Below are 14,707 nucleotides of genomic sequence, written 5' to 3'. Positions count from 1 at the left end.
CGGGATATGCCACACAAACGCGGCGAGAGCGCCGAGGTTTCAGTGCGTTGGCGAAATGTTACGGGTTTGTTTGCCACGCCGGGCGCCACGACCGACAACGCGGCGGTTGATCCGGCAACGTGGGTCCCCTATGTCGCCGCTTTCCGCCAACAGGTCCGGTCTTCAATGTTCACCTTTCTGCTCGTCGTCCATGCCATCATTGCGGCACTGCTCGTCACTGTGATCCTTATGCAGAAGTCCGAGGGCGGCGGGCTGACCACGGGCGGTAGCCCCTCGGGCCTGATGTCGGCACGCGGAGCCGCGGACTTCCTCACGCGCTCCACCGCCGTTCTCGCGGCGATCTTCATCGGCATGAGCATCCTCCTCGCAGTGATCGCGGCCACGCGCCACTCCGCATCGATCGACACTTCGCTTCAGCGCGCGCCCAGTGCGCCCGTGACTTCCCCGACGGCTGCGCCTGGCGTTCCGTTTGCGGGCGACAACGCTTCTGTGCCGGCTGTGGCGCCTGAGGCCAGCGCGCTAAGCGGCAACGGCTCGACGATGGCGAACGTCCAGTAAAAGCAATCCGTCCCGTGCAATACGGGACTTGACTAAAAAAAGCGCGCCGGCTCCGGATTCGGGTGCTTGTCGGCGCGCGCTCAAACACGTTAGGCGTTTTCTCCCATGGCGCGGTATATCTTCATCACCGGCGGCGTGGTCTCCTCGCTTGGCAAGGGTCTGATGGCAGCAAGCCTTGCGGCATTGCTCCAGGCCCGTGGCTATCGGGTCCGCATCCGTAAGTTCGATCCGTATCTCAATGTCGATCCCGGCACGATGTCACCGCACCAGCACGGTGAAGTCTATGTGACGGATGACGGCGCTGAAACCGATCTCGACCTTGGTCATTATGAGCGCTTCACCGGCGTTGCGTCACGCCAGTCGGACAACATCACCTCAGGTCGGATATACAAGACGATCATCGAGCGTGAGCGGCGTGGCGATTATCTCGGCGCGACGGTGCAGGTGATCCCGCACGTTACCGACGCGATCAAGTCGTTCGCGCAAGATGACACCGACGATCTCGACTTCGTTCTTTGCGAAATTGGCGGCACGGTTGGCGATATCGAATCGCTGCCGTTCATCGAAGCGATCCGCCAGCTGCGCAACGATTTGGGCCGCGGCCAATCGGTCAGCATTCATGTGACGTTGGTGCCTTACATCGCGGCTGCCGGCGAGTTGAAGACCAAGCCCACGCAGCACAGCGTCCGCGACTTGGCGTCGCTGGGCGTTCAGCCCGACGTCTTGGTCTGTCGGTCCGAGCATAACTTGCCTGCCGGCGAGCGGGCCAAGATCGCGCAGTTCTGCAACGTGCCCGCGTCGGCGGTCATTCCGGCGCTGGATGCGAAGAGCATCTATGCCGTGCCGCTCCAATACCATCGTGAGGGGCTGGACGTCGAGGTGCTCAAGGCGTTCGGCATCGAGCCCGGTGACGCACCGAACCTGGATCGATGGGAGCAGATCGTCAGTCGACTTCAGAACCCGGAGGGCGAAGTCACCATCGGCGTGGTCGGCAAATATATGGGCGTGCCCGACGCTTATAAGTCGCTGACTGAAGCACTGGTGCACGGAGGCATTGCCAACAGCGTGAAGGTCAATATCCGCTGGCTCGACGCCGAGGTGTTCGAGCGTGGCGAAAAGGAAGTGGCTGCCGAACTTGAGCCGATGCACGGCATCCTGGTTCCCGGCGGCTTCGGCGAGCGCGGCAGCGAAGGCAAGATTGCGGGGGTGCGGTTTGCGCGTGAGCGCAAGGTGCCGTTCTTCGGCATATGCCTTGGCATGCAGATGGCGTGCGTCGATGGCGCGCGTGCTGAGGGGCTGGATACCGCCTCGACGACCGAGTTCGGACCCACCGAAGAACCGGTGGTCGGGATGATCACGGAATGGATGACCGCCGAAGGCTTGCAGAAGCGGGAGGCCGGGGGCGATCTCGGCGGCACAATGCGCCTGGGTGCTTATCCTGCCAAGCTGGGCGGCAACAGCGTGGTCGCGTCGATCTATGGCGCGGAAGAGATCAGCGAGCGGCATCGCCACCGCTATGAAGTGAACACGCATTATAAGGGCGTGCTCGAAAAGAGCGGGTTGGTGTTCTCCGGCATGTCGCCGGATGGGTCGCTGCCTGAAATCGTAGAGCGGCCAGACCATCCCTGGTTTGTGGGCGTGCAGTTCCACCCCGAACTCAAGTCCAAGCCGTTCGAGCCGCATCCGCTGTTCGCCAGCTTCATCGAGGCGGCGCTGAAGCAGAGCCGGCTGGTCTGATCACAGGCAAGCAAAAGGCGTCCGGATGCTTGATCCGGACGCCTCTGCTGCGGCACCCAAGGGAGGAAAGCGCCGCTAGCGCTTAATCAGCCCTCAGGCTGCGTTGCGGTGGTCGATCGCAATCGGCTGTTCGCCGGTGGTCACTGCGATCTTCTTGGGCTTCATCGCCTCCGGCACTTCGCGCACCAGCTCGATCACGAGCAGGCCGTCCGCGAGATTGGCGCTGTCCACCCGCACGAAATCGGCGAGTTCGAAGCGGCGCTCGAAGCTGCGGTTGGCAATGCCGAGGTGCAGATAGCTGCCCTGGTTATTCTCGTTCTCGCTTTCCTTGCGGCCAGCCACCAGCAGCAGGTTCTGTTGCGCGGTGATGTCGATCTCGTCCGCTTTGAAACCGGCGACGGCCAGCGTGATGCGATAGCGGTCCTCTGCAAGGCGCTCGAGGTTGAACGGGGGGTAGTTCTCGCTGCTGGTCTGGCGTGCGCTGGTTTCGAGCAAGTCGAACAGGCGGTCGAACCCGACGGTGGAGCGGCGGAACGGAGTGAAGTCGATCTGACGCATTTCCAATCTCCTCAAATGAGCAAGTCTAGCATCTTGTCTACGCGGAAACTGAGGTTCCCGGCGTGGCGGCGCAGCCCATAAGGCACTGCGCCGATGCGTTATTTTGGAAGTCGACGGATGGACGTCAAGAGGGTGAGGCACGCACTCAAACACGAGCTACGGCACCGGCAAGATTAGGTTGTTCGCTAATATCCCCCGTTGGAGTGGAGATTGTACTCAGAACCAAAGAGGGGGATTGGAATGAGCCTGCCGCTATCGTTGCTGCTGCTTGCGAGCACCTCGCCGCTGGCCACACCTATGCCGGACCCACAGGCGGTGCAGCCAGGACCCGGCGATCAGGCGCGGACCGAAGAAGACGTCCAGCGCAGTTCGGCCGCCGCCGACGTGGTCGTAACGGCGCGGCGGCGCGAGGAACGGGCGCAGAATGTACCAATCCCGATCTCGGTCGTGGGGGTGAAGGAGCTCGACAGTACCGGCAGCTTCAACGTGCAGCGGCTTCAGCAATTGCAGCCGACTTTGCAGTTTTATTCGACGAATCCGCGCAACTCGTCGGTTAATATCCGCGGACTGGGTGCGCCGCTGGGACTGACCAATGACGGCATCGAGCAGGGTGTCGGCGTCTACATCGACCAGGTCTATTTCAGCCGCGTCGCGGTCGCCACGCTCGACTTCCTCGACGTGCAGCAAGTCGAGACGCTACGCGGACCGCAGGGCACGCTTTATGGCAAGAACACCGTCGCCGGCGCGATCAACATCACCAGCAAGGCGCCAAGCTTCGACTTCGAAGGCCGTGCCGAGTTGAGCGTTGGCAATATGGAGTTCAAGCAGGCCAAGGCGTCGGTCTCCGGCCCGCTCGCCGACGATCTGGCAGTGCGGCTGGGAGTGAGCACCACCAGTCGGCGCGGCACGATCTACAATGTGGCGAGCGGCAATCACGTGAACGCGCAGGACAATATCGGCCTTCGCGGCGCGCTGCTGTGGCGCGCGACTGACACGCTGAACCTGACGCTGTCGGGCGACTGGAACCGGCAGAACCCGGAATGCTGCGCGCAAATTTATGTGCGCTATGGGCCAACCCAGCGGGCGGCCAACCGGCAATATCCGGCGCTGACGCAGGCGCTTGGCTATGCGGTGCCGAGCGCCAATCCGTTTCATCGGCTGACCGATCTTGACGCGGAGCTGAACGCGCTGAACGAAATGGGCGGCGCGTCGCTGCGCGCCGAACTGGACACCGGGAACGGCACGCTGACGTCGGTCACCGCCTGGCGCTTTTGGAACTGGGGACCGGCCAACGACCGCGACTTCACTGGGCTGCCGATCACGACGCTGTCGCAGAACCCGACCAAGCAGGACCAGTTCACGCAGGAGTTCCGCTACGCCGGTGAGGGCAAGGGGTTCGACTATGTGCTGGGTGCCTTTGCTTTCTACCAGGGCATCCGCACCACCGGTGTGCAGCAGCAGGGGCCGGCGGCGAGCCGCTGGCTGATCAACCCGAGCAGCGCGCTGGCCAATGATCCGAGCGTCCTGAACGGGCTGACGGCGGAGAACGACATCCGCCTGAAGAACTTCAGCGGCGCGCTGTTCGGCAAGCTCAACCTGAAGCTGGGCGACAAGTTCACGGTCTCGCCCGGCGTGCGGGTGAACTATGACGACAAGGTCGGCAGCTATATCAGCGTGGTGACCGACTCTGCGGGCAACCTGGTGCCTTATAGCGGCGGCAATGCGCGGCAGGCGGCGCAGCGCGACGCGCTCCAGCCCCAGGCTTTCGAAGACGAGAAGTACCGCGCCTGGAACGTCTCCTACGACCTGACCCTGTCGTACAAGCCGTCGCGCGACGTGCTGTTGTACGCGACCTATGCGCACAGCTTCAAATCGGGAGGGCTGAACCTAAACGGCGTGCCGGTGGTGAACGGCGTGGTGCAGACTGAGCTGGCGCAGGTCGATCCCGAGCAGGTCGATCACTTCGAGCTGGGAGCCAAGACCCAGTTCTGGGACCGCAAGGCGACGCTGAACATCGCCGGGTTCTGGACGGTGATCAAGGATTACCAGGCGGTGGTGAACAACGGCGCGAACTCGACGCTGCGCGGCTATCTGGCCAATGCCGGCGAAGTGCGGGTGCGCGGTGTCGAGACCGACTTCTCGCTGCGGCCCTCGGAGCGGCTGAACCTGTACGTCAACGGCGCCTATACCGATCACGAATATGTCGAGTTCGGCAATGCGCCGTGCCCGCCTGAACTGTCGGGTGGTTCGGCGGCGCCGGTGGGCAGCGCGGGTGGGACGCCGGGCGTGCCGGGGCAGCTAAGCCCGGTGGTGTGCGACATTTCGGGTCAGTGGCTTCCGGGAATCTCGAACTGGGCGTTCTCCTATGGCGCCGAGTACAACGCGCCGGCGGAACTATTCGGCCTGGAGGGCGAATTCTATCTAGGCGGCGACGCCAATTCGCGGTCGAAATTCTCGTCCAACGCGTCACGGTCGATCTACACCGATATCCAAGGGTACACGCTGGCGAACTTCCGCGCAGGCTTTCGGACCGACGACTTCAACCTGTTCGGCTGGGTGCGCAACGCGTTCGACGAGGCGCATTTCGAAGTGCTGGCGACGACGCCGGGGAACACTGGGCTGATCTCCGGCCAGCCGGGGGACCCGAGGACCTATGGGCTGACGCTGAGCAAATCGTTTTGAGACTTGGGGTGAAGCGCTGCGCACTCCTCCCCTTGCAAGGGGAGGATTGGTGACGGGCTACTCCTCCCCTCTGGGGGAGCATGATCAGGGGGTCGAGCTAGCGTCTCGCCTGGCCGGGAGACGTTGGGGCGGGGAGGTGGTGCTTGCGCTGCCTCCCCATTTTTCCGGGGTCTCGTTCAGCGGCGTGAAAGCTTTGGTGCCTAGAACGGCAAACGCCCGGACCGTTTCCAGCCCGGGCGCCTGCGTGACGATCGCTCGTCAGCCCCCTTGTGATGGCTCGCCCGCACGCTTTCGTATCGCTACGAAGCGGGGCTGAACCCTCCCCGAACCACGGCCGTTTGCTGCCTGCGTTTCGATGTAGTGTTGCTACGGTGGTGGCAACGCTTTGTCACGATGCCTTAGAGGGTGGTGAAGTAGATTGGTTCCCCCCTGTGTTGAAATGGCAACAGAGGGCGCGCGCTAGGCGGGATCCTGAGCTAGAGGGTACTCGCATCGTGCGTCGCTTGTGGAGCGCCCCCTCTACCATCAGCCGCGCTGGCGGTCCCCCTCCCCGTGCCCGAGAGGATCTTCGGGGTGCATTGCCTCGCTGAGACGCTTGGCCTAGGAGCGGCGGCGAGTATTTCGAGAGGCGTAGATCAGCCGCATGCTACTTTCACGCTATGAGCGGATGATCGCTCGCCGGTATCTGTTGCCGGGGCGGAGCGAGGCGTTCATCGCCGTTGTTGCCGGGTTCAGTCTGGTTGCCGTGATGCTGGGCGTCGCCGCGCTGATCGCAGTGATGAGCATCATGAACGGGTTTCGCGCCGAGTTGTTCGGCAAGATCACCGGACTGAACGGTCATGCGGTGGTGCAAGGCTATGCCGGGCAGCTGCGCGACTGGCGCGACATCGCCGCGGCCGCCAAGGCTACGCCGGGGATCACCAGCGCAGTGCCGCTGATCGAACAGCCGCTGGCGGTTACGTATAACGGACGGCTAGAGGCGGCGCAGGTGCGCGGCATGCGCTATGACGACATCGTCAACAATCCGACACTGAAGGGCAAGGAAGTGCTCGGCTCGCTCAAGCGGCTGACGCCGGGCAGCGAGAATGTGGCGATCGGATCACGGCTGGCGGAGTCGCTAGGCGCGACCATCGGCAGCGAAATTTCCGTGTTCAACCCGCAAGGCGCTTCCACGCCATTTGGAACGATGCCGCGGATCGTGAAGTACAAGGTCGCCGCAATTTTCGAGATCGGCGTCTATGATTTCGACAAGATTTTCGTGATCATGCCGATCGAGGACGCGCAGACGCTGCTGCTGCTGGGCGATGCCGTAAGTATGATCGAGATGAACACGGTGGATCCCGATCGCGTGGCAAAGATCGTCGCGCCGCTGGTTCCCCAGGTAGAAGGCAAGGGCCAGATCACCGACTGGCGGCAGATGAACCGCGAGCTGTTCGAAGCACTGGGCGTGGACCGGATCGTGTCTTTCACGGTGCTGTCGATCATCTTGGTAGTCGCGGCGTTCAACATCATTTCGTCGCTGATCATGCTGGTGCAGTCGAAGCGGCGCGACATCGCCGTCCTGCGAACCATGGGGGCGAGCCATAGCGCGCTGATGCGGATCTTCGTGACCGTCGGGACGACGATCGGCGCGCTTGGGGTGCTGGGCGGGGCGATACTGGGCCTGCTGTTTGTCGCATTCCGTGAGCAGGTGGCGTCGTTCATCGGGCTGGTGACGGGGCAGAATATCTGGGATCCGTCGATGCGGTTCCTGAGTGAATTGCCCGCCAAGACCGATCCGTTCGAGACCATCGGCATTTGCGTTATGGCGTTGCTGTTCAGCTTCCTGGCCACATTGTATCCGGCGTGGAAGGCAGCGAAAACCGATCCTGTACAGGTGCTGCGGTATGAGTGAGCCGGTTCTCCAGACGCGCGGGCTGCGCCGCCGCTTCACTCAGGGCGAAGCGACGATCGAAGTACTGCGCGGCGTCGATCTGGACATCATGCCGGGTGAAATCGTCGCCCTGCTCGGGCCGTCGGGCTCGGGCAAGTCGACGCTGTTGCAGGCCGTCGGGCTGCTTGAGGGCGGGTTTGAGGGGTCGATCCGGATCGCCGGCAAGGAAGCCGCGAAGCTGCCCGCCGGCGGGCGCACCGAGGTGCGGCGCGACAGCTTGGGCTTTGTGTATCAATTCCATCATCTGCTGCCCGATTTCAACGCAGTGGAAAATGTGGTGCTGCCACAGATGATCCAGGGTGCGACGCGGGCGCATGCGGATGCGCGGGCGGAGGAGCTGCTGGTCGCCTTGGGGCTTGGTGCACGCTTGAAGCATCGGCCCAATCAGCTTTCGGGCGGCGAGCAGCAGCGGGTCGCGGTGGCGCGGGCGCTGGCCAATCGGCCGGCGCTGGTGCTGGCGGACGAGCCGACTGGCAATCTGGACGAGGCGACGGCGGACCGGGTATTCGCCGAGTTCGTGTCGCTGGTGCGCACGCAAGGATCAGCGGCGCTGGTCGCGACGCATAACGAGCGGCTGGCCGCCCGGATGGACCGCGTGGTGCGGCTGCATGAGGGCGTGCTGGCATGAACGCGTTGACGACCATTCCCGTGAAAGCGGCGGACGGCAGCACGACCGACTTGTCGGCGCATGAAGGCCAGGTGCTGCTGATCGTCAACACCGCTTCGAAATGCGGGTTTACGCCGCAATATGCCGAGCTGGAAGCGCTGTGGCGGGATTATCGCGGCCGCGGCTTCGCGGTGCTGGCGTTTCCGTGCAACCAATTCGGCGCGCAGGAGCCGGGCGATGCGGCGGAGATCGCGAACTTCTGTTCGCTGACCTATGATGTCAGCTTTCCGGTGTTCGGCAAGATCGATGTGAACGGCGCCGAGGCGGCGCCGCTGTTCGAGCGGCTGAAGGAAGAGGCGCCCGGGCTGATGGGGTCCAAGGGGATCAAGTGGAACTTCACCAAGTTCTTGGTGAACCGCGAAGGCCAGGTGGTGGAGCGTTACGCCCCGACCACCAAGCCGGCGAGTTTGGAGGGGGCGATCGAGGCGCTGCTCTGATCGCCCGAGCGGGGTGTCAGTTGGTCTTGAGGTGCGGCAGGCGGATAACCTTCTGCTTCTTCTCGGGCAGCGTGTCGTTCGGCTCGTCCTCGACCAGCCTGCCGATGCGCGTGAGGAGGCCCATTACCGACGCGGTGCCCTGCATCGGCCGGCCGCGCGGGTCGCGGCGGGGCTTGGGGCGGGCGTTGCGCGGATCGCGGCGGCGCGGCGGAGTCATGCGGGCCATGCGCTGGGCGACCGAGGCCGCATCATCCGAACGGCCGAACTCGCGCCAAACCACTTGGAAGCCGGTGGGCACCTGCGTCCACTCGGCGCTGTCGGCAAAGCGGATCAGGTCGCAGCCGCAGTGATGGCACAGGCTGAATTCAAGGCCCTGGTTCTGGTGGCGCTGCGCGCTGGGGGTGTGTCCCATGACCGTGCAAAGGATTGCCATGTTGTGTTCGTCCCTGAGTAGTGCCGGGCGGCGTGTACCGCTTTGTTAACCAGGGTTTAGACGAACGATTGGTTGCGCGACCATTCAGGGCGGCTCCCATCCGAGGTTACGCTTTACGGTGGGTTACGGAGCGAAACGGTTAACAGCCGTTAACGCGAACCGTTGAGCGCGGGCGGCCTTGAAGAATCGGGGGCGCAGCGCCTAGAGTCCGGAATGCATTCGGGTTTCGTTCCGCTTCGGGTTTTCTCCTCCTTCACCATGCTGGAAGGGGCCATCGAGCCCAAGGCGATCGCCAAGCAGGCCAGGGCGCTGGGCTTTCCGGCGGCGGGCGTTGCGGACCGCAACGGGCTGTACGCGGCGATGTCCTATTCCGATGCGGCGAAGAAAGCCGGCGTGCAGCCGGTGATCGGCACGCTGCTGGCGGTGAAGCGTCCCGACATGCCCGAAGGGGTGAGCGCGCCGATCGATTGGCTGGCGCTCTATGCACAGGACGAGACGGGATATCTGAACCTGTGCGACCTGGTATCGCAGGCGCATCTAGACCGGCCGATCGAGGAAGAGGCCCATGTCTCGTTCGAGGCGCTGGAAGGGCGCGTGGAGGGGCTGCTGTGCCTGACCGCGGGGGCGGAGGGCGCGCTGGCGCGGCTCTATGCCGAGGAGCAGGATCGCGCTGCGGAAGCCTATGCCGCGCGGCTGGAGGCGCTGTTCCCGGGCAAGCTGTATGTCGAGATCGCCCGGCGCGGGGATGATGTCGAGACGCGCTCGGAAGCCAAGCTGCTCGACTATGCCTATGCGCGCGACCTGCCGATCGTAGGGACCAACCCGTGCTGCTTTGCCGAGGCCGATTTCCACCAGGCGCATGATGCGATGCTGTGCATCGCCAACTCGTCCTATGTCGCATCGGACGACCGCCCGCGCAGCTCGCCTGACGCGTGGATGAAGCCGGCGGACGAGATGAAGCGGCTGTTCGCCGATCTTCCCGAAGCGATTGAGAACACGCTGATCGTGGCGCAGCGCTGTGCCTATGCCGCGCCCAAGCGCAAGCCGATCCTGCCGAGCCTTGCCGGCGATCGCGAAGGCGAGGCGGCGATGCTGCGCGAGCGCAGCTGGGTGGGGCTCGACGCGCGGCTGGAAAAGGCGGGGATCACCTCGGTGGAGGACCGCAAGGCGTATGAGGATCGGCTGGAGTTCGAGCTGGACGTCATCATTCAGATGGGGTTCCCGGGCTATTTCCTGATCGTCGCCGACTTCATCCAATGGGCCAAGGCGCACGATATTCCCGTAGGGCCGGGGCGTGGTTCGGGCGCGGGATCGGTGGTCGCATGGGTGCTGACGATCACCGACCTCGATCCACTCAAGCTCGGGCTGCTGTTCGAGCGCTTCCTGAACCCGGAACGCGTGTCGATGCCCGACTTCGACATCGATTTCTGCGAAACGCGGCGTGGCGAAGTGATCCGCTATGTCCAGGAGCGCTACGGCGCCGACAAGGTTGCGCAGATCATCACCTTCGGGACAATGAAGGCGCGCGCGGTGATCAAGGACATCGGCCGCGTGCTCCAGATGAGCTATGGCCAGGTGGACCGGCTGGCCAAGCTGATCCCGAACCACCCCACCGATCCCTGGACGCTGGAGCGGACGCTGAACGGCGTGTCGGAGTTCCACGCAGAATATAAGAGCCAGGCCGATGTGCGGCGGCTGGTCGATTTGTGCATGCGGCTGGAAGGGCTGCCGCGGCACTCGTCGACGCACGCGGCCGGCGTGGTGATCGGCGACCGGCCGCTCGCGCAGCTGGTGCCGCTGTACCGCGATCCCCGATCGGACATGCCGGTCACGCAGTTCGACATGAAATATGTCGAGGGCGCCGGGCTGGTAAAGTTCGACTTTCTCGGCCTCAAGACGCTGTCGGTGCTGAAAAAGGCCGTGGAGCTGCTCGGCGACCGGGGGATCGACGTCGATTTGGATGCGCTCAGCTGGGACGATACCGAGGTATACGACCTGCTCCAGCGCGGCGACACGGTGGGCGTGTTCCAGCTGGAATCCGAAGGCATGCGGCGCACGCTGACGGCGGTGCGGCCGACGAACTTCGGCGACATCATCGCGCTCGTCTCGCTGTACCGTCCGGGCCCGATGGACAACATCCCGAGCTTCGGCAAGCGCAAGCAGGGCAGCGAGCCGATCGTCTATCCGCACCCGCTGCTCGAGCAAGTGCTGGGCGAGACCTATGGGATCTTCGTTTATCAGGAACAGGTGATGCAGGCAGCGCAGATCCTGGCGGGATACTCGCTGGGCGGCGCCGACATGCTCCGCCGCGCAATGGGCAAGAAGATCAAGGCGGAGATGGACCAGCAGCGGGCGATCTTCGTCGAAGGCTGCGCGAAGGTTAACAACATCAAGGCGTCGAAGGCCAACGAGCTGTTCGATTTGATCGACAAGTTCGCCGGCTATGGCTTCAACAAGTCGCACGCCGCCGCGTACGCGCTGCTTGCGTACCAGACGGCGTGGCTGAAGGCGCACCACCCGCACGAATTCTTTGCCGCCTCAATGGCGTACGACATCCACCAGACGGACAAGCTGGCGATCTTCGCCGACGATATGCGCCGGCTGAACATCGAGGTGCTGCCCGCCGATATCAACAAAAGCCTGGCCGACTTTCACGTTGAGAAGACCGACGCCGGCCTGGCGGTTCGCTACGCACTCGGCGCGCTAAAGGGCGTCGGCGAGAAGGCGATGGAGGAGCTGGTCGAGGAGCGCGACGGCAAGGGCCGCTTCAAGTCGCTCGACGATTTCGCCAAGCGCGTCGATCCGCGGCTGATCAACAAGCGCCAGTTGGAGACCCTGGCGGCGGCGGGTGCGTTCGACGCGATCCAGCCGAACCGCGCCGGCGTGCACGCCGCCGCCGAGACCATCCTGGCGGTGGCCCAGCGTACCTTCGCCAACAAGACCAGCGGGCAGGGCGGCCTGTTCGGCGAGGCGGAGCCGAGCGGCAGCGCGATTCAGCTGCCGCGGGGTGCAAGCTGGTCCAAGTCCGAGCAGATCAATGCCGAGCGCGACGCCTATGGCTATTATTTCGAGGCGCATCCGCTCGACCGCTATGGGCACCTTACGCGGATACATGGTGTTCGCCAGATTGGATCGCTGGGCGAGATGGATATCCCGGTCGGCGGGCGCGTCGGTGCGACGATCGCCGCGCTGGTCGAGGATGCGCGCTGGCGGACCTCGGCCCGGGGCAACAAATATCTGATGGCGACGATCTCCGACCAGAGCGCGCAGACGCTGACGACGTGCTTCGACGAACTGGCCGCCAAGGACCTAGAGGAGGCGGCCAAGGCGGGTGGGTGCGCGGTGCTGACGGTGGAGCTGGACAAGCGCGCGGGCGAGGACACCCCGCGGGTGTCGGTGAAGCGGGTGCAGCCTTTTGAGGAATTGGCCGACGCGGCGCGACTGATCATCGACCTGGAAGTGGACGATGCCGGCGTAATGCCGCGGCTGGCGCAGATGATTGGCCCACTGCGCGGGGGGCGCAGCACGGTGCGGCTGTGGGTACCCTATGGCCCCGAGGGGCAGGCCGAAGTAGTGATCGGGCGCAATTTCCGGCTGGACGAGGAAATGATCGAAACATTGCGCAACGTGCCCGGCGTGCGCTCAGCCCGGTTTGGGCGGCCCGAAGTCACGCTGGCGGTGGCGGCTTAGTTCCCATGTGATCCTCTCCCGGAGGAGTGAGGACCCGCGCACGTGGTGGAGAGGTAGACTCCGCGAGCGGTGTGTTGCGAGGGCAAGGCCCCTCCACCGCTCGCTGGCGTGAGCGGTCCCCTTCGGGGGAGGATCTTATACGCCCATAACGCTGGCAATCCCCCAGCGTAGGCCGGAGCCCAGCTGCCACACAGTCGCCAGAGCGGGCTGCTTTAACGCCTTGGGCCGACACTGGGCCCCGGCCCTTCGCCGGGGAACTGATGGGACGGGGCTGGCGGCCTGGCCTTCCATGACGAAGTGTTGCGCAGCCCTCGACTTTGCTTTGCCATGCGATACCCTCGCTTCCAAACATAAAGCCGGAGAGCATGATGTTTGGAGGGATGCAGGATTTTCCGCTGCGGGTGACGCGGCTGCTGGACCATGCCGCGCGCGAGCATGGACACCGGGAGATCGTGACGCGCTGGGCCGACGGCGGCGAGACGCGGACGAACTGGGCGGGCGTGGCGCATGATGCCCAACGGCTGGCGCAGGCGCTGGAGCGTCTGGGCGTGCGGCCTGGGGACCGTGTCGCGACGCTAGCGATGAACCATGCCCGGCATCTGGTCGCCTGGTACGGCGTGGCCGGGATGGGTGGGCTGATCCACACGATCAACCCGCGGCTGTTCGACGACCAGCTGGCGTTCATCGCCAACCATGCCGAGGACAAGGTGCTGTTTTATGACCGGGCCTTTGCGCCAATCGTCGAGCGGATGCGGGGGCAGTGGGCGAGCATCGAGCAGTATGTTTGCTTCGACGACGGCGCGTTCGACGCGCTGCTCGACGGTGAGACCGGTGAATATGCCTGGGTAGAAGGCGATGAGCACGAGCCCTGCATGCTTTGTTACACAAGTGGAACGACTGGCAACCCCAAGGGCGTGGTGTACAGCCATCGCTCCACCGTGCTGCACGCGATGAGCGAGATGCAGCCCGACGTGTTCGATTTGTCGCGGCGCGCGGTGGCAATGCCAATCGTGCCGATGTTTCATGCGGTGGGCTGGGGCCTACCCTGGGCCGCGGCGGGAGCGGGAATCAAGCTAGTGTTTTCCGCGGTCAACGAGCCGCAAATCCTGTGCGAACTAATGAACCGCGAGTGTGTGACACATTCGGCCGGGGTGCCCACCGTCTGGTTCGCGATGTTCCAGTATATGGACGCGAGCGGCGCGGCGCCCGAGCATCTCAAGATCGTCACCATCGGCGGATCGGCCGCGCCGCGCGCGATGATCGAGCGGTTGATGCAGATGGGCATTCGAGTGAACCATGCCTGGGGCATGACCGAGACGTCGCCGATCGGGACCATGGGTGCGCCCTCGCCCGACTGGGACGAACTAAGCTTCGACGCGCAGGTCGACCAGGTTTCCAAGCAAGGAACGGTGCCGTTCGGCGTCGAGCTGCGCGTGGTGGGCGAGGACGGCGCGGTGCTGCCGCGTGATGGCGTCAGCTCGGGGCGGCTGCACGTGCGCGGCCCATGGGTGATCGGCCGCTATTTCAAGGACGCGCAGCCCGCGGTTGATGCGGACAATTGGTTCGACACCGGCGACGTCGCCGTGCTGCACCCCGACGGCACAATGCAGATCACCGACCGCGTGAAGGACGTGATCAAATCCGGCGGCGAATGGATCAGCTCGGTCGAGTTGGAGAATTGCGCGGTAGGGTGCCCGGGTGTCGCCGAGGCAGCGGCGATTGGGGTACATCATCCTAGATGGGAGGAGCGGCCACTGCTGCTGGTGGTACGCAAGCCGGGCGCGGATGTCGACGAAGCGGCGGTTCGTGCGCATCTATCGGCGCGTGTGGCAAAATGGTGGCTGCCCGACGCCGTGTTGTTCGTTGATTCGCTGCCGCATACCGCGACGGGGAAGCTGCTGAAGACGGCAATCCGCGAGGAATATCGCGGATTTCGGCTGGAGGGGTGAGTGTGCCGATCCTCCCCCGCAAGGGGAGGTGCAGCGCGCAGCGCTCATGATGCGGTATCGCTC

General features: G+C 64.2%; 10 protein-coding genes. 8 read left to right on the top strand and 2 right to left on the bottom strand.

Annotation, left to right across the window (positions count from 1 at the left end):
* Positions 1 to 165 precede the first annotated feature (165 nt).
* The gene (gene secG / locus FHT02_RS10240; protein WP_184087510.1) at positions 166 to 558 is read left to right on the top strand and encodes a preprotein translocase subunit SecG; all 393 of its coding nucleotides are present in this window, start codon (positions 166 to 168) and stop codon (positions 556 to 558) included.
* A 105-nt stretch (positions 559 to 663) separates the two neighbouring features.
* Entirely contained in the window at positions 664 to 2,295 is a 1,632-nt protein-coding gene (gene pyrG / locus FHT02_RS10235; protein ID WP_184087182.1) for a CTP synthase, read from the top strand.
* A 93-nt stretch (positions 2,296 to 2,388) separates the two neighbouring features.
* On the opposite strand, the gene FHT02_RS10230 is transcribed toward pyrG, so the two are convergent.
* Positions 2,389 to 2,853: an Hsp20 family protein gene (locus FHT02_RS10230; RefSeq protein WP_184087180.1), complete on the bottom strand. Its 465-nt coding sequence runs from the start codon at positions 2,851 to 2,853 to the stop codon at positions 2,389 to 2,391.
* Positions 2,854 to 3,093: 240 nt separating this feature from the next.
* Here FHT02_RS10230 and FHT02_RS10225 point away from each other — a divergent pair, with 240 nt between their 5' ends.
* From FHT02_RS10225 to FHT02_RS10210, 4 genes are all read left to right on the top strand, one after another.
* Positions 3,094 to 5,535, top strand: a complete 2,442-nt coding sequence (locus FHT02_RS10225; protein WP_184087178.1) for a TonB-dependent receptor — start codon at positions 3,094 to 3,096, stop codon at positions 5,533 to 5,535.
* A 643-nt stretch (positions 5,536 to 6,178) separates the two neighbouring features.
* Positions 6,179 to 7,429, top strand: coding sequence for a lipoprotein-releasing ABC transporter permease subunit (locus FHT02_RS10220; protein ID WP_184087176.1), 1,251 nt, complete (start codon positions 6,179 to 6,181; stop codon positions 7,427 to 7,429).
* Positions 7,422 to 8,096, top strand: coding sequence for an ABC transporter ATP-binding protein (locus tag FHT02_RS10215; protein WP_184087174.1), 675 nt, complete (start codon positions 7,422 to 7,424; stop codon positions 8,094 to 8,096). The genes FHT02_RS10220 and FHT02_RS10215 overlap by 8 nt, the downstream gene beginning before the upstream one ends.
* Positions 8,093 to 8,572 (top strand): glutathione peroxidase, encoded by a 480-nt coding sequence (locus FHT02_RS10210; RefSeq protein ID WP_184087172.1) that lies wholly within the window; start codon positions 8,093 to 8,095, stop codon positions 8,570 to 8,572. The genes FHT02_RS10215 and FHT02_RS10210 overlap by 4 nt, the downstream gene beginning before the upstream one ends.
* A 16-nt stretch (positions 8,573 to 8,588) precedes the next feature.
* On the opposite strand, the gene FHT02_RS10205 is transcribed toward FHT02_RS10210, so the two are convergent.
* The gene (locus tag FHT02_RS10205; RefSeq protein WP_184087170.1) at positions 8,589 to 9,005 is read right to left on the bottom strand and encodes a hypothetical protein; all 417 of its coding nucleotides are present in this window, start codon (positions 9,003 to 9,005) and stop codon (positions 8,589 to 8,591) included.
* A gap of 213 nt (positions 9,006 to 9,218) precedes the next feature.
* On the opposite strand from FHT02_RS10205, the gene dnaE reads away from it, so the two are divergent.
* Both dnaE and FHT02_RS10195 read left to right on the top strand, forming a co-directional pair.
* Positions 9,219 to 12,695 (top strand): DNA polymerase III subunit alpha, encoded by a 3,477-nt coding sequence (gene dnaE, locus FHT02_RS10200; RefSeq protein WP_184087168.1) that lies wholly within the window; start codon positions 9,219 to 9,221, stop codon positions 12,693 to 12,695.
* Positions 12,696 to 13,063: 368 nt separating this feature from the next.
* Positions 13,064 to 14,644, top strand: a complete 1,581-nt coding sequence (locus tag FHT02_RS10195) for a long-chain fatty acid--CoA ligase (protein ID WP_184087508.1) — start codon at positions 13,064 to 13,066, stop codon at positions 14,642 to 14,644.
* Positions 14,645 to 14,707: the final 63 nt, after the last annotated feature.

It is taken from the genome of Sphingomonas xinjiangensis (assembly GCF_014199255.1).
Classification (GTDB): Bacteria; Pseudomonadota; Alphaproteobacteria; order Sphingomonadales; family Sphingomonadaceae; genus Sphingomonas; species Sphingomonas xinjiangensis.
This window is presented reverse-complemented; position numbering and strand designations above follow the sequence as displayed.

Excerpts from the sequence above, each read along its gene's own strand:
- FHT02_RS10210 (WP_184087172.1), top strand. The coding sequence starts at position 8,093 with ATGAACGCGTTGACGACCATTCCCGTGAAAGCGGCGGACGGCAGCACG.
- FHT02_RS10225 (WP_184087178.1), top strand. The coding sequence starts at position 3,094 with ATGAGCCTGCCGCTATCGTTGCTGCTGCTTGCGAGCACCTCGCCGCTG.
- FHT02_RS10205 (WP_184087170.1), bottom strand. The coding sequence starts at position 9,005 with ATGGCAATCCTTTGCACGGTCATGGGACACACCCCCAGCGCGCAGCGC.
- dnaE (WP_184087168.1), top strand. The coding sequence starts at position 9,219 with ATGCATTCGGGTTTCGTTCCGCTTCGGGTTTTCTCCTCCTTCACCATG.
- secG (WP_184087510.1), top strand. The coding sequence starts at position 166 with ATGTTCACCTTTCTGCTCGTCGTCCATGCCATCATTGCGGCACTGCTC.
- FHT02_RS10230 (WP_184087180.1), bottom strand. The coding sequence starts at position 2,853 with ATGCGTCAGATCGACTTCACTCCGTTCCGCCGCTCCACCGTCGGGTTC.
- pyrG (WP_184087182.1), top strand. The coding sequence starts at position 664 with ATGGCGCGGTATATCTTCATCACCGGCGGCGTGGTCTCCTCGCTTGGC.
- FHT02_RS10195 (WP_184087508.1), top strand. The coding sequence starts at position 13,064 with ATGTTTGGAGGGATGCAGGATTTTCCGCTGCGGGTGACGCGGCTGCTG.
- FHT02_RS10220 (WP_184087176.1), top strand. The coding sequence starts at position 6,179 with ATGCTACTTTCACGCTATGAGCGGATGATCGCTCGCCGGTATCTGTTG.
- FHT02_RS10215 (WP_184087174.1), top strand. The coding sequence starts at position 7,422 with ATGAGTGAGCCGGTTCTCCAGACGCGCGGGCTGCGCCGCCGCTTCACT.